We start from the raw sequence: 19,579 nt of genomic DNA, 5'->3' as shown, positions 1-19,579 counted from the left end.
TTTTAGTGACTCCTTCGTTGCCGCTATGCTTGAAGGGTCAAATGCAGCCGAGGTGCTGACCTCTTATGAGCGCGCATACCCCGAACTCGGCGATTCGTTTCGAGAGCAATCTCATTCGCTCTCAATCCTCTACGGATATCTCGCCGATGTCGGCCACCCAAGCGATTCGGCTATTGCAATGGCATACCAGCGGTTTGCCGTTGCTCCAACAGCTTCCGTCGTCATAAAGAGCGAGAGCGGCTTTTTTGCCCGACTTACCTCGATCTTTGCATCGCAGACCACATACCGCCTCGTCGGAGCAACAGCCGTGGTTGTCGTTGCCTTACTCGCATGGCGCCCGTGGTCCGCTACCACTCCGCTGACGACACCGGTTTCCGATCAGAGTATCACTGCCCCCCCTGCCCCCGTTTCGACACCGACCGATCAATCGACAACGACGAGTACGCCATCGTCAACCCAATTTCGCGGTGCAGACGATCAGGCTCGATCGTCCCGGTCGAACTCTCCGGAAGATCTCGCCCGCTTGCGGCGTTCGCTCACCGGTCAGATCCAACGGCCGAACGAGCTTACCGTCGAGCCCGGAACTCCGCGTTCGATCCGTCTGACGTGGCAACCGGTCGAGGGTGCGCTTAGCTATATCGTCGAGATCAAGACCGAGAATGATCAACATTTTCATCCTGTTGCCCAGGTTGCGCATGCGTATGCCCGGATCGGCTCACTCCCTAGCGGACATTCCGTCAGTGTTCGTGTAACCGCTACAAAGGGACGTGCCAAGGGTCCGTCCTCCGATGCGCAAAGCATCGTTGTTCCGTGATCGATCGAGTACTCCTATTATTTCTGTTCTTCGTTTCGACTCCCCTTCCGACTCAGGCACAAGGACCACCCGCGCTTGCCGTTGTAACACGTCATTGCGACTCCCTTCTGTATGCTGCCGACCTTCACAATGGTGAATACTACGTACGCTCGATCTTAGCGGATCACCATTCATCCAAACCCAACGACTCCGTTGCTGCATACTGCGAGTACATGCTTGGGGTGTTCACGCTCGAGCAAGCAGAATACGGCGAAGCCGAAGAAGCGCTGGAACGTGCAATCGCCGCGAACACACGCCTCTATTCCGCACACCATCCTATTGTCGCCTCTGCGTGGAGCAGACTCGCCCGGCTATATTCGGAACAAGGACGCTACCGCGACGCTGTTCGAGCAACGAATGAACAAGTGAGTGCATATCGTGTCGAACTTGGCGCCGACAACAAGTTCACAGCCCTTGCCACGCTTGCTTCGGCCGAGTATGCGCTTCGCAGCGGAAATGCACAAGAAGCCGAAAACCTTGCCAGCGGCCTTTCGGCGACAATCATGTCGGGATTTGGGAACGGTAGCACCGAATCAATTCGCATCCAACGGTTTGCCGGAGATATTGCATTCGAGAAAGGACGGTATCACAATGCGGAGCGGATCTATTCGACGGCATTAGAACTCCTCTCCGCTGCAAACGAACCTCGACTCGAACTCCGAGCCTCCATTCGTCTTGCACGAGCTCGAACCAGAGCGATCGCATCTGACCCCGATTCCGCAGAACCGGATATCCGCGCCTGCGAGAACGATCTCATGCGAACCGGCGACCGATCCTACGGAACACGTGCACTCTCGCAACTGGTCGACGGCAGCATTTGCGAGTTACAGAATCGTCCCAATGCCGCATTTGCAGCGTACAACCGCGCACTCTCGATCTATGAGGACGCGGCGCAGGTCAACTTCAGCTACACGAGCGAGCGGGAGCGATTAGAATTTCTCCGTGAAATATATCGCACGAGCGGTCGCGTGTTCAGTACTGCGGTTCGCACCGGTTCCATCTATCCGGCAGGATCGGCGGTTGCGTACGATTGGTTGTTGTTCGAGAAAGCAGCGGCGGTCACCAGCCTTGCCGCCAATCGGGAATCGCTCTCTCGTTCGGGAGACACGACTGCAAGTTCACTCATAGCACACATCGCCATCCTTGCTGCACGGCGCTCGGCCTTACGCAGTGGCGACAGTCTGCTCATTGCAAAACCGCTCTTCGGCAGCGACAGTCTCGATGTCGCGATCGAGCGACTTCAGAAACAACTTGTCAGACGCTCCGCACGAGCCGGCAAGGCGCTTCAATTCCCGCGCGTCTCGTGGAACAACGTCCGCGACCGATTGCAACCGGAGTCCGTTGCAATCGAGATCGCACGGTTTCCATACTTCGACGGCGAACGGCAGACCGACACCGCTACCTACGCCGCATTCGTGGTCTCGCCTCACGATAGTATTGCTCCGCAGAGCACCGTGATCGGAGATGCAACGACGTTAGAAGACCCCGCTATGCTCCGTGCATATTATCTGGCACTTGTGCCTGGCACCAAACATCGCGAGGCGCTGAAGATTGTAAGCAAACTCATATGGGCTCCGATCGCCGAATTATTACCGCATGTCGGCACAGTGTACATCTCACCCGATGGGATCTATTCGCAGTTGTCACTTCCGATGCTACCCATCGACGATCGCACACAAGTCATCGATCGCTATGAGATCGCCACGCTTACAAATACTGGCGACGTAGCCCGTGATGTTCCGTCACAACGGACACAGTCCATCACGATCTTTGCCGACCCCGCGTATGGAAATGTCCGTACCTCTGTCGTATCAGCGCTGCCGACCGCACGGGAGAAAGGCATGCTGCAAGAGCTCAATGCAACGAAATCAGAGGCATCGAACATCGGCGCGATTTTTCGGGGTGCTCATTGGGATGTGCAATCATTTCTTGGTTCCGACGCGAGTGAACAGAATCTCGACCGGCTCCGTGATCGCTCGATCGTTCATATCGCAACACATGCGACATTTCGACCGGATAGCTCCGAAGGCAATACGATCACCGACGATCTGCTCGAATGTGCACTCTACCTCAGCGGCGCAAACAAAACACTTCGACGCGGCAGCGATGACCCCTCGAACGATGGCGTTGTCAGCGGTCTTGAAGCGATGTATTTGGATCTGTACGGGACCGATCTCGTCACACTCTCTGCCTGTGAGAGTGGCAGAGGGACGATCGAACCGGGCGAAGGTGTATTCGGGTTTCCTCGGGCCCTTCGCACAGCCGGTGCACGCAACGTTCTGATGAGCCTCTGGCGAATCCCGGATCGCGAAACGGCAGAGTTGATGACGATTTTCTATAAACGATTGCTGCAAGGCGACTCGAAACCTGCGGCGCTGCGTGCCGCGCAGTTGAAGATGCGCTCTGTCGTGCACAAACGAATGGGCAACGACGAACCTCTGTATTGGGCAGGGTTCGAACTGATCGGATATTGAACCATGATACGAACGACCGATATGATGGCTTCTCGATCACACATTGGATCCGCGGCGGCGATCCCTGAGGTGTCACGGCATCCATTCACAGATCGTTTAAAGAACATGGCGAGGTCACCGCTCTTCATCATTAGTGTATTCTTTTTGGCTTTGCTTGTCAAGACAGCCGATATCCACGGGCAAGGAATGCAGATACACCTGAGTATTTCTCCGCATCCCTCGTTACGGTTAACCGACTGGCAAAGTCGTCGCGAGATTGCCTCGCTTCTTATCACAAATACAACCAATAAAAACGTCGATGCACGTATCGTCGCATCGCTTACACTCAATGGAAACGAAGTTGCTTCGACACGAACCGAATCGATGCCTGTCCTGTCGATCACACCGGGACAAAGCACATACTATGGCGGTGATCTATTCCCGTCCAATGCCCTGACGTTCAAAGGCGACGCAAGCACGACGACACTTCGTACCGGGATGCTTCCCGAAGGAAACTATGAGCTCTGCGTCCATCTCGTGGCTGCAGATACCCGCGAGACGATCTCGCCGCTCGAATGCCGATCGTTCTTTCTGACTCGATACTCACTGCCTCAGTTGTTGCAACCAGCCAATGCAGCGACCATCACGTCGGGTCTGGAGACAAGCACTCTTTTCTCCTGGACACCGATCGTTCCTACCCCACAGTCGGCCGTAGTCTATCGCCTAAAAGTCGTCGAGTTATTGCCGAACCAGCATCCAAAACAGGCCATCCTTAACAACCGCTCGTTTTTCGAACGGGTGGTTACGAATGTTACACAACTGATGTGGCCGGCGGAGTTTCGGCTGCCGTCGCAAGGTGGTGACTTCGTGTGGAGTGTGCAGGCGGAAGATCCTGACGGTTCGCCGATTAATATGCCGGAGCGATTCGCAGAGCCGAATACGCTCATTGCATTACCATCGCAAGAAGAATGTTTGCGCCTGTTGCTCTCGGTCACTAATCGCTCCGATTCGTTGATGCGGATCGAAGAATCCTACTGGCAGGATTACGCGCAGCTCGAACGCTTGCGCAAGGAGCTTCTCGAGGCCGAAGCACGAGCGGACGTCTATGACACGGACAAACTCAAGCCTCGGATTGCAAGCGCCGAAGAACGGGTTAAAGCCCAAGTAAAACACCATGAATCCGTTCGTGCGCTCTATGATGCAGCGATGGACCGATACCGGCGTTGCACCGGCCGTTAACTACGGATCATCCCTTCGGCACTTCAAGCGGACGCTCACGATGCAAAAGCATCCAGTCGCCGCTTTCACCAAGCGCTTCGGTACCGAGTTCGAAGATAAAATCCGATGCTTCGGCATAGCGGCGATCCTTCAGTAATGCAACCAGATACTCTTTTGCCTGAACGAACATCACCCCCATCCGTTCGTACTGTTTAATATGTCCGATCAGTGCATTGCGTTCGATATAGCCACCGAGTAATGCAGCAGTAATGGGGGCCAGCCCGGTTGCGACCACTACATAATCTTTGAGTTCGTGCGGTATCTCAAGCAAGAGTTGAATAACCGCAAGTATGACGCCTACGTAGAACAATATGTTGATCGTCCGCTCCAAACGGTGAAGCCGGTGATGATCACGCTTTAGCGCCTTTGGATAGTATTTCGCCTGATCCTCGACCCACGAATGCAAAACTCGCTCGAGTCGCGTTCGCAGTTTTGCGGTATCGCCCGGGTCCATCGCATCGGAATCGGCGTTGAGCGGGATTGCTGCCGTCCGCATGGCAAAACGGATCCAGTCGAGCTCGCTCTTTTGCTTTCGAATGTAGTAGTCGCCGGCGGTCTGCCTCAGCCCGGCAACTCTCCAGAAGAACTGCACGCGCAATCCTTCGGCAAGCGCGCGATAATCGAGATACTTCGTCTGATAGTGACGCCGTTTTGCGAACACGTACCAAATAAACGCAAGCATCAATGCACACAGGTATCCTGCCAATACCAGCGGTTCGTCGTGAAAGAGGTGCGCGTAGAGATCGAAGAAAGCTGCTGCACAGAACACGAACGAGAATATCCCCACGAACGCTCTGCGGGTGTATCGTTGGAAGTAGGTTGCTAGTGTATCGGCAGTACTGTAGTGATCGACGATCGAACGCAGTTCTTCGGATAGTTCTTCTTTCGATTGCTCACCCAGCAGCCACGCTTCGCTTTGCGGTTTGTGTTGCTGCAGATGAAGCGTATATCGCTCGGTATCGGAATTGAAACGATCTATTTGCTGGAAAATGCGGTCGAATGCAGTCCGCGCTTCCTGATCTTCACCATAACCACGAGGGAAATACTTTTTTACCGTGAATGGCGCATCCTTGATGTCAGCGTTCGACTCGCGCGGGGTAAGCACATGATAAACCGGACCGGTCTCGACTGGATCGAGCGGACTTTGAGTCTTCCCGAATATCTTCGGCACTCCGTCGAGCTTGTAGTGTACGACCTTCCCCGTCCCACCGACGCTGTCGAGCACGAGCCCGTCCCAGAGCGCGATCAGTATCTGACTATGCTGTGCGTGATATGCACCGACCTGTGCATATTGCAGATCACGCGGGCGACCATGCGTCTTAATATCCTCATTGGTGACTCCTTCGACGAGCGGCAGGGTGAACCAGCTCTTCGCTGCGCGAAGCAACCGGTCGAACTCTGCACGCGATTCTTCGGTCACAAAATCGCTTCGATATAATTCCGGGGGCAACGGCAACGGACAAACGAGATCGATACCCATCTCGAGCGCCACATCGGCGACGAGTCGATCCGCTCCCTCGGCAAGTGATGAGAGCATCGTCAGCGGAGTTGAGGGGTAGTTTGCCAGCAGCTCACGGAAGATGGTCTGGACGCTATGCTTGAGCTGCGGAATATCCTGTGTACGCAGATCGCGATGACCCGTCACCCCGAGCACGATCGGCAGCGGAGAGGTCAGCGGATGGATATGGCTGGAACGGAGACTATTCACAGGTTCTCGGTTTCAGCGTGTACCTTGGAGGAATGACTCGACCTCTTCGACATTCTTGGGACTACCGACGACAAGCGGCGTCCGCTGGTGCAATTCGTTCGGTTCGATCTCAAGTAGTCGCTTTCCCATTCCATCGGTTGCACGGCCGCCAGCTTGCTCGACGATGAACGACATCGGGTTTGCCTCGTAGAGCAGGCGTAGCTTGCCTTTTTTGCTCTTGACATCCGCAGGGTAGAGGAATACACCACCATAGAGAAGCGTACGATGCACATCGGCGACCATCGAGCCGATATAGCGCAGACTGTACGCCTTCTTATTCCTCTCAGGATCGTCTTGTTTGCACCAGTCGATGTAGCGTCGCATCTCGGGCGACCATTTGTTGTAGTTGCCCTCGTTCACGGAGTAAATTCCTTTGTGCTCGGGGATGCGGATGTTCGGATGGGAAAGTAAGAACTCGCCGACCGATGGGTCGAGCGTAAACCCGAACACTCCCCGCCCCGCTGTGTAGACCAGCATCGTGGACGGGCCATAAATCGTATATCCCGCCGCAACCTGCTTATAGCCTTGTTGCAGTGCGTCGGCTTCGGTCCCGTCGCCCGACTCGGTCACCCGGCGATGGATCGAGAAGATGGTCCCGATCGATACGTTTGCGTCGATGTTCGACGAACCGTCGAGCGGGTCGAACAACAATACATATTTCCCTTTCGGATATTCGGCCGGTATCTTCAGCAAGTCCTCATTCTCTTCGCTTGCCATTGCACAGAGATGTCCGCCGTGATCCATTGCACGGAAGATCACGTCGTTTGCATATTCGTCAAGCTTCTGCACGATCTCGCCTTGAACATTCTCCTGCCCGGTCGCGCCAAGAATATCGACAAGCCCAGCTCGGATCACCTCGCGGTGAATGATCTTGATCGCAAGGGTCAGGTCGCGCAACAATCCGGAAAAATCGCCGGTCGCACCGTTCGACGAGCGCTCTTCTTCGATAATGTGACGCTCGATCGTAATAACTTTATTTGACATGATATCGCATCTCTTGGTATGCTTCGCAAATTACGAAAGAAGTGTTACGCAGGCCCGAAGGGCGTTAGTGTACCCCTGTGTGGCCGAAGCCCCCGCTCCCGCGCTCCGAATCGGTCAGAGTATCCGCAGTGACGACTTCAACGCGTTCATAGCGCGATATGATAAGCTGCGCGATGCGCTCGCCCCGAGAAAAGCGAACGGAATCAGGGCCGAGATTGATCAGGATCACTCGTACCTCTCCGCGGTAATCGGCGTCGATCGTGCCGGGAGTATTCAGGCACGTGACACCATGCTTGGCTGCCAGCCCCGAACGCGGGCGAACTTGTCCTTCGAACCCTTCGGGTATTTCGATCGCAAGGCCGGTCGGCACCAGTGTCCATGCGCCGCTCGTAAGCTCAACGTCTTCGGATGCACGCAGGTCGAGGCCGCTCGAATGTTCCGTCGCGTATGACGGCAAGGGAATATCTGTATCTCTGTCGGGGTATAAACGTTTGATTTTCAGCTCCATCGGGGTTATGATCGATAATACGGTGCAAAGTTACGATAGTACGTCCCGGGAAATGGCCGGAGGCCGGAAATTGATCGGAGGATACAATTGTAGTATATTTGACTCCCCCGAGGTTGTGTGAAACCGCACAAGTACCCAGTATCCCACACAGAATGAAGATACGTTCGCTCGTCGTATCTGTGTTCGTTATCCTGAGCACGTCGATCGCCTCAGCGCAACCGGCGTGGCAACCGTTCATTACCTCACTGAATTCCAGCACCCCTGTCGGTGCCGCATTTCTCAACGAACAGTACGGATTCGTTACCCTTGCCAACAATCAGGTATTCCGCACCACCGACGGCGGCAAGAACTGGAAGCAGATCCGCACCCCGGCTCCCATGCTCGGAATGGGACAATGCTATTTCCATACCCCGGCGAATATTTTCCTCTACGGCACCTACGAAAGCACGGACAGCGGAACGACCTGGCGCACGCTCTGGAACCCTACGGTCTATCGTGACCAGCCATTATATATTCTCAACGACATCTTCTTCGATTGTCGCGGGCGCATCAGTGCCGACCATGCTCAGAACTGGTCGAGATCGGTGCTGACTGCCGGAGAATGCATTACCGGAAATCTTGATAAGAGCATCGCGATCTGGGGTGGTAGTTCGAGCCGGGGACTCGTGCCCGGTCTGTACTCTACCGACGGAGGGCTATCCTGGAATGTCTCGCAAAATGCGATCGAAGCAGACTACGGCTATGCATTCCCGTTTTCACTCATTTACATAAGAGCCGGCGGAGACGACACGCTTCCGCGACCCGGGGCATCGAGGATTCAGCGCTCGACCGATGGCGGCGCAACGTGGAACACAGTCCTCGGACCGGCACAGCGATTCGGACTTGACGACGGCCTCTGGGGCGATGCATGTATCGCGTATACGCAGATGAAAGGCAATACATACCCCGGCGGAGTGCTGCGTTCGACCGATCTCGGCGCAAGTTGGACGCCCATCGGCGGACCGAGCGCAGGGACCGACCAACGCGATGACGTCCCGATCTGCGGGGTAACCACGCGCGGAAGCGTGTGTTATGCAATCGACACCTGGTATGACAGCGATACGATCTGGAAATTCACCGACCGAAGCGTCGTCACCCCCTTGCTGAGCGATGCTCGTATTTACTCGAATGTGGGCGACACCCTCGTGATCGATGCATGCGATTCGGCGCTCCTACGGATACAGACGTTCTTCTCGGCCTGTGACTACATGCGTATCCAAAGTCTCACGCTCGATAATTTTGCAGGAGGCTCCACGAAAACGATAATCACGCCGAATAAGATCATCCATACCGGTGCCCCGGACACATCGTATCTCTCCATCGTTCCGACAACGCCGGGGACGTACCAGGCGACAATTCATCTGCACTATTGCGCATCCGACTGGACTGGGGTCGACACTACTTTCCCACTCGTCATTGTCGTTACTGCACATCCGACGGAATTAGTAATCGATCACAAAGACTCGCTCCGCTTCGCAACGCAATCGCTCTGCGGTGCCGGGGGGCTTGATACGATCAGCCTCTCTGCGATTGGGTGCCTGCCACTGATGATCGACAGCACGATACTCCTGAGCGACTCGCTGACTTCCCTTGAAGTGAGTATTTCAGGTATTCGCAAGTTGCGACTCAAATCAACCGACGGGCCAAAAGGCATTGCCGTCAATTTTCACCCGTTGAAATCTGGGACAAAAAAGGCCTCATTGGTGATATATACGAGTATTGGAACATTCACGATCCCGATCGTTGCAAATGTTCTCCCGGATGAGCGTGCTATTGTTGCCGCAACCGATACGTTGCGCTCGCCTCTGTGTGAGGTAGCCGATGGCTCGATCGTGTTGACTAACCCAACGTGCCGAACAATTTCCGTTGATTCGCTTACGCTGGCAGCGCCGTTTACCGTATTCCCGAATCAACTGCCGGTTCAGGTACAAAGCGGTGACAGTATCCGATTACGAATTCGATTTACTCCCACTGTTCGAGGACCGGTATCCACTCAGGCGATGGCGCATTTGAGTTTTTACGAACCGACCGCTACAGTGACGTTCGACACTCTCCTCACTGTCATGGCCGTCGGCTTCCCGGGAGTCTCTGCAGATTCTCTCTCCGCGTCGATGCTACAATTCGATACGCTGCATTTGTGTGAGAGCCAGGCACGCACGATCACGGTCTACAGTACCGGTTGCGATTCTCTCTCGCTCGGCGCGATCACTCTTTCAGGAGATTCTGACTTCGTGTTGCAAACACAAGGCACAAAATCGATCGCTCCCGGAGATTCCATTGTGCTTACTGTATCGTTCGTGCCGAATTCGGTCGGTTTGAAATTCGCTGTGATTACCGTCCCGCTCGATTCGGGCGGGTCCATCTCGATTCCACTGACCGCTGCTTCGCTTCGTGCCGTGCGTCGCCTAACGCTCGATTCCGTCGGCACCCTAACGTTCGATACATCCTGGGTGTGCGAACAGCAGGTCAAACGAGTCACCCTTCGAAATCCGAGCTGCGATTCTGTCGTCATTTCGGGTGTGGACTGGTCATCGTCATCCTTCCGAGTGCTGACTCCGCTTCCGTTGACGCTTCTGCCAGGAAGTGTAACAGAACTCGAAATCATTTCCGAGCCGGATACGAACGGTCACCCGGCTGACAACCGATCGGTGGCGAGTTTTCGAACAAACTCGGATTCGGCCATTCCGCCGGTCCCCTGTATCATGGGCATCCGATACCCAAAACAAGTGCATTTCTGGCTTGAGACCGACCCTACGCCGCTCACCGCAGGACAATTGTGGACTGCAACGCTGAAAACAAATCCTCACGAACTCGATAATATTTCGGCTGTCGATCTCACACTCGACTATAACAACGATCTTCTCGAGTACCGAGGCCACAACTCGTTGAATACAGTCGTCGATAGCGATGGCCGCAACATTCATATTGAAAATGACAGCGGGCTGCACATCGATTCTGTCAATGCATTAGCAACGTTCACATTCGGCGTGTATCTTACGACCGCCGAGCAAACGTCCCTCTCGATGCGGGATGTACGTTTTAATGGGGACGATTCGATCTTTACCGGCTGTCACGCTGTGGCGTTTACCATCAGTGCCACGTTCAATTATCAAAACGAATGCGGACACCCGACGCTCCGCGACTATTTGCGGGGGATTCCTCCGCAGCTTCGGATCGTACCGAACCCATCGTCTGGTTCACTTGGGGTTATCTCAGACTCACCACTGAAAGGGGTGCAGGCGAAGATCGTTACCGTACTTGGTCAGGTGGTCTTCGAGGGGGCGCTCCGACAGCTGGGACCGAATCAAATGACTATGCCGGACGGACTCGTCCTCGCCCCGGGCATCTACACGGTTGAACTGCGGACCGATGCTGGGATTGTGAGCAGTTCGCAGCTTGTGGTCCGAAAATGAGAAAAGCGGCACGAGGCCGCTCTTCCTTGAGACGTATCGATCGCGGCGGGCCATACGGGCTCGTGGCAGTAGCGCTTACCATGTGACTCCCCAGACGTACGGCAAGCATTTCCACCGAGAGAGAGCGTTTCGCTGCTATCCGTTTTCCATTGCCACGAAATCGGAAGCGGATAGCTGCGTTCATCCCTCTACCTCGAGCCCGGATGACCCGGCTGATCGTTCGGATGACTATCTGCGATCAATGTGAGCACTCAGCATTACAGATCCAGATATTCCGTCGTTATCTATTGGTCTAACGCCCGACCCCAAGGGGCGTGTGACAAGCTTTTGAATTTTTTTCAAAGAAATTTTTAGAACTATCCATCGTCCGCACAACTTTAATCGTATCATGCTACTACACCGCACTATGCGATTCGCTACACGACTGGTACTTTTCTCATTGTTATACATGGCGGGGGCCTCGATTGGATTTGCGCACCCGCTTTCGGCAGCCGATTCGATCCCCAAGGTCAGCGTTACTCCGGTAGCGCTTAATTTCGGGAGGGTCGCTGTCAGCAACAGCAAGCAACTTTCGGTTGTCATCACCAACACCAGTACCGGTGCGTTCACGCTCACCGATTCGGTCGGCGGGCTCGGCTCCCCGTTTGCAGTGGATTCCGGCGGAGGAGTCTCAAGCCTCGATTCGGGCGCCGCGCGGCGGGTCTATCTTTCCTTCAAACCGCTGTTTGTCGGACAGTTTTCCGACTCACTCGTGATCACGACGAACTCGGACTCCGCCCACCAGCGGATCATCGTCTACCTCAGTGGCACAGGGTTTGTCCCGGATACGGTTGCACGCATCCTCGTGTCGCCCACCATCCTGGATTATGGCATCGTGTACACCGGGCAGTCCAAGCCGCTCAATGTGACGATCAAGAACGTGACAAACACCGGTTTGCAACTCAACGGGAATGTGGTCAATGCACATGCCCCGTTCTTCGTAACCGTCGGGCTCGGCAATTTCCTGCTCGATAGTGGCGCGTCGAAGTCGCTGACGGTTCAATGTGCTCCGACAGACACCGGGACCTTCCGCGATTCGATCGTGATCAACAGCAATGCCGACGATGCGAATAGACGGATCGTTGTGATCCTGCGTGCCCATGTCCATTCTGCGGACGAATTGCTGCCGAAGATTTACCTCAGCACCACATCGCTCGATTTCGGAACATTTACAATTCATAGCGCGCCGGAAGTCCAACTGAGCATGACGATCAAGAACGTCTCGGATACTCAGCGGACGTTGATCATGAACTTACTCTTCCCACACCCTCCGTTCACGGTGTCCGGCATCAACGACCATGTAGAACTTGCACAAAATCAAGCGCAGGATCTGACCGTTCATTTTGACCCGCCGTTGATCGGTACATATAAAGACTCCATCATCGTTATTTCCAATGCGGCAAAATCTCGTATTCCGGTGTATTTGTACGCAACGGTGATTACCACGCAAGATGTGTCGCTGGAAGCGACTGATGCGGCGACTGAAGTGCAGGTCAGTCCAAATCCGTCGACAAATGTGATCGTCGTGAAATTCTATGCACATACGAGTGATGTCGTCCGGTGCCGTCTCTTTGACGAAACAGGTCGTCAAATACGTATGTCTGACCAATCGACGGTGAATGTCGGAGAAAATACGCTCGCAATGGAAGTATCTTCCCTACCGGCCGGAGTGTATCACGGAGTGATTGAGGGCAGTCAGACGCGTTGCATATTCAAAATTGCGATCGTTCGATAACGGTCACCCTCACCCAAATTGAACCAGGAGCACTCCGCCAAGTGCGAGTGCTCCGCCAGCGAGCAACTCCCCGGTAAGTTCTGCTCGACCGAGTGCGAGCGCGAGAACGGTTGTCAGCACGGGTTGGAGGTTCTGGAAAATCGCTACCTTGCTCGTATCCATCTTCCCCAGCGCATAGTACCACAGGACGTAATTCACGCACGAGGCAAACAGGCCGAGGTAGAGTATCTCGATCCAGATCTGATTCGAATATGTGAGCACCTCCTGAGCGTGAAAATTCCATAAGCCGATCGGCAGATACAGAATCGCACCGACGGTCATGTGTAATGCGGTGACACGAAGTGCCCCATACTTTACTATCAACGGTTTTCCCAGCAGGGTGAATAACGACCACGCAAGGACAGCGACGAAGATCAGAATATCGCCTTGGGTATGCTGCGATGCAAACGAGGCACCGTGTTCGAACATCAAAATTGCAGTACCGACAAAGGCGACGAGAATCCCTGCGATCTTCTTCCAGTTCATCCGCTCCCAATGTGCCCGGAGCGCAAATATAAATACGATCGCAGGAGTCAGAGCGTAGAGGAGCGCACTATTTGCCGGCGTGGTGAGCCGAAGTCCTTCCAAATAGAGGAATTGATTAATGACAATATTGAGAAACCCAAGCACGAGCAGGCGGGCGTATTCATTGCGCGTCAAGCCCGCAAAGAGATTCCAACGCCGCTGTTGAACCCCAACGAGTAACATGAGCGAGATCGACGCAATGCTCGCACGAAACAGTAACAACGTGGCCGGGTCCAGTGCGCGCGCAGCATCTTGCCCGACAATGTGGGTAATACTGGCGATCGACTGTTGTATAAATATCCAGAAATAGATCACGCGACGGGTGGTTCGTGTGAGGTCATTCGTTCGATCTGTTCGAGCAATGTCACAGCATCATGCTCGAACGTATAGTGGGCCCGGGCGTCCGATGCGATGCGTTCGCGCATTCCGCTTGCTGTCGATGCGTCGAGCGCGTTTCGAATCGCACGAACAACAGCAGCGAGATCGTTCTCGTCGGCATAGAATAGATACGGTTGCTCACCGATGCACATTTGCACCTGCTCCAACGGACTCGATACCACCGGAAGCCCCGCATGCAAGTACTCGAACACCTTACTTGGCAATGCGAGCCGGTAACTACCGGATGTCCGTTCGATGAGCGAGATACCGACATCTGCAGAACGCAGCAGCGGAAGTACGTCCGCAGCATGTGCCGGGCCGTAGAAATGGGTTCTGCTCGCCAATCCTGCTCGTGCAGACGCTTCACGAAGTGTATCGGTGAATGCTCCCGTTCCGATCAAGACCAGATCCGCCTCAGGGATTTGCTGCAGTGCTTCGATAGTAGTCACTAAGCCCCTGCCCTGTTGTAACCCTCCGACATACACCAGGAGCGCCCTGTCACGCCCGATGCCCAGAGCAGAGCGAAGATCGATACTCCTGCTGTCCATGTCGGCTTCGGATGGCATGTTCTTTAGAACAACCGTTGGCGGCAACGTACCATGCACCGCTTTGATAACGTCGCCGTCCAGAGGGGCAGTGGTAACGACGAGATCGGTCTGTCCAAGCCCTCGCCGCTCCCATTGTTTCCAGAACCACTGCTTCAATTGGCTCCCCTCGACTGCCGGAAGTTGAGTATAGACCTCGCGAGCATCATAGACGAGCAGTGATTTCCCCGGCTTGGTTCGTGCTGCGGCTCTGAGTCCGAACAGGTCCGAGACCACGGTAACGTCCACAGGAGGTGCATTGCGTAGGTACGTTGTCAGAAGTCGATCGTAGGAAAAGAAAAATCTTGGGCCGCTTGGTGCAGAGGGCTTGATATGCACCATCGCAGACACTCCATCCAATGTTCCCTCGGTCGGAGTAACAGAACCATAGAACAACTCGATGCGCCACCCCGCACGAACGAAGAGAGATACGAGATTACGAATGCGGCGGTCGAACCGAGGATCTCCGACAAAGAGGAATCGTATGCTCTTACGCGCGCCGCCGTCTGCCATTCTTATGGGCGATAACGTTTGGACATCGTCGAACGCAGCAACCCGCGCGAATCGAACTTCTCTTTGAACCGGATCAACGACAATGCCGGCGTCATCGGGTTCGCATCGTGCGTATCCTGTGACACCCCGATATCGACGAACGCAAAGCCATTCTCCTGCGACCACTGTGTGACTCGGTTCATCAGCAAATAGATCGGCTTCATGTCATCGAACGCATAGCGCAGCATGTGGTAGAAGATCAGCGCCACTCGCTTGTTGGCGAGGAACAGGAGCGAACCTGCTACTGGCTCGTCATTGACGCGAACGAGAAACAACTGCATCAACTCCGGTACCAACTCGTTCAAGCGCAGCAGTTCGTCGAGGGTATGAGTGGGTTTTGCATCGAACTTTGCTTTATTCTCGAGCAGAATCGGATAGAATTCGCGTAGTCCCCGTTCCAGCTCGCTGTGCGGGACATCCTCGATCCGAACCTCCGGATGTTCCCGGGTCACACGGCGTATATGCTTGCGTGCAGTGGACTGAAATCGATCGAACGGCACCCCGCCACGCGAGAGTTCGATCGCGTGCGAAATATAATGTCGTTGGTACGCATACCCCTTATACAGGAGCGCGAAATCCAAATTTTGTGTAATGATCGGTGAATAGATGACCGGCGCACTGGTCAGGAATACTTCTTCGACGCCGTGTTCGTCGATATAGCGTTCGAATGCGGAGACGATAGCGAGCGCAACGTCGGCACTCACGTCTTCGACGACGAACGAGCCATAGCTTGAGCCGAGGGGAGATTCGTATATCTTGCCGCCGTTCTTATATCCTCCTGGAAGTACTGCAACCAGGCGCTGCTGCGAATAGAACAGCAGATGCGCAAACGCAAAGCGGCCCTCGGGATGATAATTCAGGAATCGTTGCTCGTGAAAGACGGTGCCGTTCATCGACCGGCGCACGAACGAATCCCACTCCGAACGATGTACGGCAGGGTCGTATTCGACGACACGGATCTCTATATTCGCTTCGGAAGTCGGCAACGGGTTGTGAAAGTGATGGTTACAGGCCGCAACAACAAGGGACGCGCTACGGAAAATTTCATGATTGTTCGGTGAATCTCAATACCCTACTTCCGGTGTTATGGGCACGCATGATTCGACCAACCGCTCAATTCGTCGCCTTCGCGCTGCTCCTTGCCGCCACGCTCTCGTCCTGCCTGACCGCCGGCCATAAAGAAATGCGCGTTTCGCTCAATCCGGATGGGAAGAGCGGCTCTGCCGTTATCCTCTTTACCCGCATCCACTCCGAGGCCTCGAACGACACGGCCGATCAGACGAAAGACGACTTCAATTCGCTGATTTCGGAATACTATCAGGGGAAGAAACTTACCGACTTGTTCCCCAATATCTCCAACGTCAAGAAACGCTTATTCCTCGATGGCAATGAGCTCGCGGGCGAACTTACCTTCGATTTTGCCAATATTGCCGATCTTGGCTTCTTTCGGTATAAGAATTCCGGACCGTTTATGTACTACACTCTTGCCGACGGGTATTTCTCGAGCGGGGTGTTCGAGGCATCGAACGGCTCGTTCGGCGGCGACAAAATGCCACTTGTATTCTGGGACGAAAGCAGTCGCGATTTCTTCGTAAAAGTAGCGCTCTCTCAGGCACAGGCACCGGAGCGTTCTCTGGTCCCGTTGTATAAGACCTGGGCAAAAAAATAACAGGACTTCGCTTACCTTCCCAGCTGGGCTGCTTCAGTTAGTGCGAACCCAAGTACGTCGTCAGTGTGAAGCGTTCGTAGTTCGAAACCATCACCAAGCTCTCGGGCGATCGCAGCAGAGTAGATCGGACTACACGCGACCGATCCGTGTCTGGTAACGATGCGATCGATGGATCCTCCGGTTTCACGTTCAATTAAGCGAACGAGATCGACTAAGTGCTTCGCTCCGTTGCGAAGGATCTCATCCGCGGCAGGATCGTCACCGGCTTCAAATATCAACCGTCCAAATTGCGCGGGACTAACCTTACCCGAATATAACGCCAAACGCAAGTCGGCAAAATCGCTTCCCACAAGCGAGCGTATTTGTTCTCGAACAAGTTCAAAGAGCCTTCCTGTGCGCTCGGCTCCGTCGATTGCCTTGGTATAATGTCGTAACGATTCCAGCCCAAGCCAGTAACCACTTCCATCATCACCAAGCATGCGTCCCCATCCGCCACGTTTGACAACCCGTCCGGTACGATCTGCTGCAACTACCACACTTCCTGTACCGGCAATCATAAGAAAGCCACTGCCATGTGAGCCATAGGCGGCTCGAAGCGAAAACAAAGAATCCCCTTCGAGATGAATATGTGTCTGCCGGAACGGTGATCGATGTGTGAACTCCGTCTCGAACTCCCGATTTCGTATTTCATCACTTGCCCCTGACATTGAGATAACGACCCGCAGGACATCATACACATCGGGTGAGGCCGCATCAAATATCAGTTGAAGCATATTCGACACCGAACGCTCGATCCCGATATCGGTGTATTTCCACGAACCGCTGCGTTCGTATCGCGTCTGCTTGCCACCAGAAAACGAGATACACATCTCGGTATGCGAGCCGCCACTATTGATGGCTACGAGGATGATTCGATCCGATGTGCTCACGTACAATCGATTATTTCTTTAAACCTCCGGCGATCTGGCCGCTCCTAAGAGCAACAACAGTTCTTCGCAACGCGAATTCCGTTCATCAAACTATCGAGGCTCATGAATCGACGGAAATTTCTTTTAAGCTCGAGTGCAACGGTCGCTGCCGCAGCAGCGACAACTGGTCTTGCAGACACTGCTTCGGCAGGCAAGGGCTCTGCCTACTCGATCCCGGGATATACAACCACCGGCAATCCGAACCCCGCACCGCTACAAACCGAATCGAACGACCTGTCGCCGTATACAGGTCCGTGGGGCGATCAACAAGTGCGCCACCTTCTCGGCCGAGCCATGTTTGGCGTCCCGCTTTCACAATTCCAGGCAGCGAAGGCTCTCGGCTCGATGAATGCGGTCGTCAATCAACTCCTGGCCGATCAGCCGATGCCTCCAGCGTTCGCAAGCTGGTTAGACACGATCAATACCGTAGCAAGCACTGGCCCCGCGCAGTCGCTTCTGCGGAAAAACTCGGTCCAGACGCTGCAAGTGATGAACTGGTGGTTCGACCGGATGATCAAAGAGAACCTGTCGATCCGAGAAAAGATGACGTTTTTCTGGAGCAATCATTTCGTGATCGGTACTTCTACCGTCAAAACACCACAATACTCGTTTGTGTATAATCAAACGCTGCGTCAGCACTCACTCGGGAATTTCAAAGACTTTGTCAATGCGATCTCCATTGACCCTGCGATGCTCGTGTACCTCAATGGCAATCAAAATACGTATACGATCAAGAACGGGCACACCATTAACAACATCAACGAGAATTACGCGCGCGAACTACAAGAACTCTTTACCATCGGCCTGACCGATCCAAAAACCGGAGAGCCGAACTACACTGAGACCGACGTACAGCAAGCTGCAAAGGCACTCTCGGGTTGGCAGCCTACGACGACTGCGCCGTTCGTCGGTCAGTTCAATACAAATCTGCACGACTCGGTAGATACCGAGACGTTTTACGGACAGACCGGTAAATTCCAGTTGTCCGATATCGTCAACATTATCCTTTCCAAAGGCACGACAACCGACGGGAAGAATGCGCCGGGCTATAACGTGGCGTATTTCATCTGCTCGAAGCTCTATGCGCAATTCGTGTATTACGTCCCGAATCCGCAGGTCGTCGATGCGATGGCGAACCTCTTCGTTGCAAGCAACTGGGAGATCAAACCGGTGATGAAGGCATTGCTCTCAAGTGCGCATTTCTATGACAGCGCCGTCATGGGTGCTCAATTGAAGAGTCCGGTCGAATTCCTGGCCGGGATCATCCGCGACTTCGGCATGTCGCTGCCGAATTTCGATCCGAGCGATCCGCCCAAGAATGGAAGCGATGCAAAAGGAAATCTGTATTCCGATCCGAACGTATCCTATTCCTACCTTGTCACCGCGATCGGCGGAGTGGAGCTCGGCCAGCAATTACTAAATCCGCCGAATGTCAAAGGCTGGCCCGGCGCACACAACTGGGTCTCGACCGGAACGCTGCCCCAACGACTCGCGATCGCCGCCGTGATGGGAACATATCCGAGTCCGCTCGACGGCTCGACGAAGGTGCGGGGTGTGAAGCTGACGTTTAGCCCGACGGGGTGGGCAAACCAGTTGCCGAATGTCAGTTCGATGAAGAGTCATGATATTGCCACCGCACTCGAATCAGCAACCCTTTCGTTCGCACTCGGACCGAAGGAATCTGCGACGCTCTATGCTACACTCAATCCGCTTTCGCTGCCGGATTCCGATTTTTACCTGAGCGATGCCTACGTCTCGCTCTTCGCGATCAGTATCATGACATTACCGGAATACCAGCTCATCTAATCACCCCAC

The 19,579-nt window shown here is 54.3% G+C and carries 14 protein-coding genes; 7 read left to right on the top strand and 7 right to left on the bottom strand.

Annotated elements, in window-relative coordinates:
• Positions 1–25 precede the first annotated feature (25 nt).
• The 3 genes from JSS75_00510 to JSS75_00500 all read left to right on the top strand — a co-directional run bounded on the left by JSS75_00510 (position 26) and on the right by JSS75_00500 (position 4,545).
• On the top strand, positions 26–814 hold the full coding sequence (locus tag JSS75_00510) for a fibronectin type III domain-containing protein (GenBank protein ID MBS1902170.1): 789 nt from the start codon (positions 26–28) through the stop codon (positions 812–814).
• Positions 811–3,327, top strand: coding sequence for a CHAT domain-containing protein (locus tag JSS75_00505; GenBank protein ID MBS1902169.1), 2,517 nt, complete (start codon positions 811–813; stop codon positions 3,325–3,327). The genes JSS75_00510 and JSS75_00505 overlap by 4 nt, the downstream gene beginning before the upstream one ends.
• Positions 3,328–3,432: 105 nt before the next feature.
• Positions 3,433–4,545 (top strand): hypothetical protein, encoded by a 1,113-nt coding sequence (locus JSS75_00500; protein ID MBS1902168.1) that lies wholly within the window; start codon positions 3,433–3,435, stop codon positions 4,543–4,545.
• Positions 4,546–4,552: 7 nt separating this feature from the next.
• Here JSS75_00500 and JSS75_00495 read toward each other — a convergent pair whose 3' ends face one another.
• The 3 genes from JSS75_00495 to dut all read right to left on the bottom strand — a co-directional run bounded on the left by JSS75_00495 (position 4,553) and on the right by dut (position 7,835).
• Positions 4,553–6,292 carry a hypothetical protein gene (locus JSS75_00495; GenBank protein ID MBS1902167.1) on the bottom strand — a complete coding sequence of 580 codons (1,740 nt, stop codon included), beginning with the start codon at positions 6,290–6,292 and terminating at the stop codon, positions 4,553–4,555.
• Positions 6,293–6,304: 12 nt separating this feature from the next.
• On the bottom strand, positions 6,305–7,315 hold the full coding sequence (gene fbp, locus JSS75_00490; protein MBS1902166.1) for a class 1 fructose-bisphosphatase: 1,011 nt from the start codon (positions 7,313–7,315) through the stop codon (positions 6,305–6,307).
• 64 nt (positions 7,316–7,379) lie between these two features.
• Positions 7,380–7,835, bottom strand: coding sequence for a dUTP diphosphatase (dut, locus tag JSS75_00485; GenBank protein MBS1902165.1), 456 nt, complete (start codon positions 7,833–7,835; stop codon positions 7,380–7,382).
• Between the two features lie 140 nt (positions 7,836–7,975).
• Between dut and JSS75_00480 the strand changes: the two genes are divergently transcribed.
• Together JSS75_00480 and JSS75_00475 are read left to right on the top strand one after the other, a co-directional pair.
• Positions 7,976–11,275 carry a choice-of-anchor D domain-containing protein gene (locus JSS75_00480; GenBank protein ID MBS1902164.1) on the top strand — a complete coding sequence of 1,100 codons (3,300 nt, stop codon included), beginning with the start codon at positions 7,976–7,978 and terminating at the stop codon, positions 11,273–11,275.
• A 406-nt stretch (positions 11,276–11,681) separates the two neighbouring features.
• Entirely contained in the window at positions 11,682–13,049 is a 1,368-nt protein-coding gene (locus tag JSS75_00475; protein MBS1902163.1) for a choice-of-anchor D domain-containing protein, read from the top strand.
• Between the two features lie 9 nt (positions 13,050–13,058).
• On the opposite strand, the gene JSS75_00470 is transcribed toward JSS75_00475, so the two are convergent.
• Genes JSS75_00470 through JSS75_00460 form a run of 3 tightly spaced genes read right to left on the bottom strand, consistent with a single transcriptional unit; the run spans position 13,059 to position 16,113 of the window.
• A complete protein-coding gene (locus tag JSS75_00470; GenBank protein ID MBS1902162.1) occupies positions 13,059–13,928 on the bottom strand; it encodes an EamA family transporter in 870 nt (289 codons plus the stop codon).
• A complete protein-coding gene (locus tag JSS75_00465; protein MBS1902161.1) occupies positions 13,925–15,088 on the bottom strand; it encodes a glycosyltransferase in 1,164 nt (387 codons plus the stop codon). The genes JSS75_00470 and JSS75_00465 overlap by 4 nt, the downstream gene beginning before the upstream one ends.
• A 2-nt stretch (positions 15,089–15,090) precedes the next feature.
• Positions 15,091–16,113: a GNAT family N-acetyltransferase gene (locus tag JSS75_00460; GenBank protein MBS1902160.1), complete on the bottom strand. Its 1,023-nt coding sequence runs from the start codon at positions 16,111–16,113 to the stop codon at positions 15,091–15,093.
• Between the two features lie 110 nt (positions 16,114–16,223).
• Between JSS75_00460 and JSS75_00455 the strand changes: the two genes are divergently transcribed.
• Positions 16,224–16,796, top strand: coding sequence for a hypothetical protein (locus JSS75_00455; GenBank protein MBS1902159.1), 573 nt, complete (start codon positions 16,224–16,226; stop codon positions 16,794–16,796).
• Positions 16,797–16,807: 11 nt separating this feature from the next.
• On the opposite strand, the gene JSS75_00450 is transcribed toward JSS75_00455, so the two are convergent.
• On the bottom strand, positions 16,808–17,725 hold the full coding sequence (locus JSS75_00450) for a hypothetical protein (GenBank protein MBS1902158.1): 918 nt from the start codon (positions 17,723–17,725) through the stop codon (positions 16,808–16,810).
• A gap of 102 nt (positions 17,726–17,827) precedes the next feature.
• Between JSS75_00450 and JSS75_00445 the strand changes: the two genes are divergently transcribed.
• Positions 17,828–19,570, top strand: coding sequence for a DUF1800 domain-containing protein (locus JSS75_00445; GenBank protein ID MBS1902157.1), 1,743 nt, complete (start codon positions 17,828–17,830; stop codon positions 19,568–19,570).
• The last annotated feature ends 9 nt before the right edge of the window (positions 19,571–19,579 follow it).

This window comes from Bacteroidota bacterium (genome assembly GCA_018266755.1).
Taxonomy (GTDB): domain Bacteria; phylum Bacteroidota; class Ignavibacteria; order Palsa-1295; family Palsa-1295; genus JAFDZW01.
The sequence above is the reverse complement of the archived record's forward strand: the minus strand, read 5'-3'. Positions and strand labels throughout refer to the sequence as shown.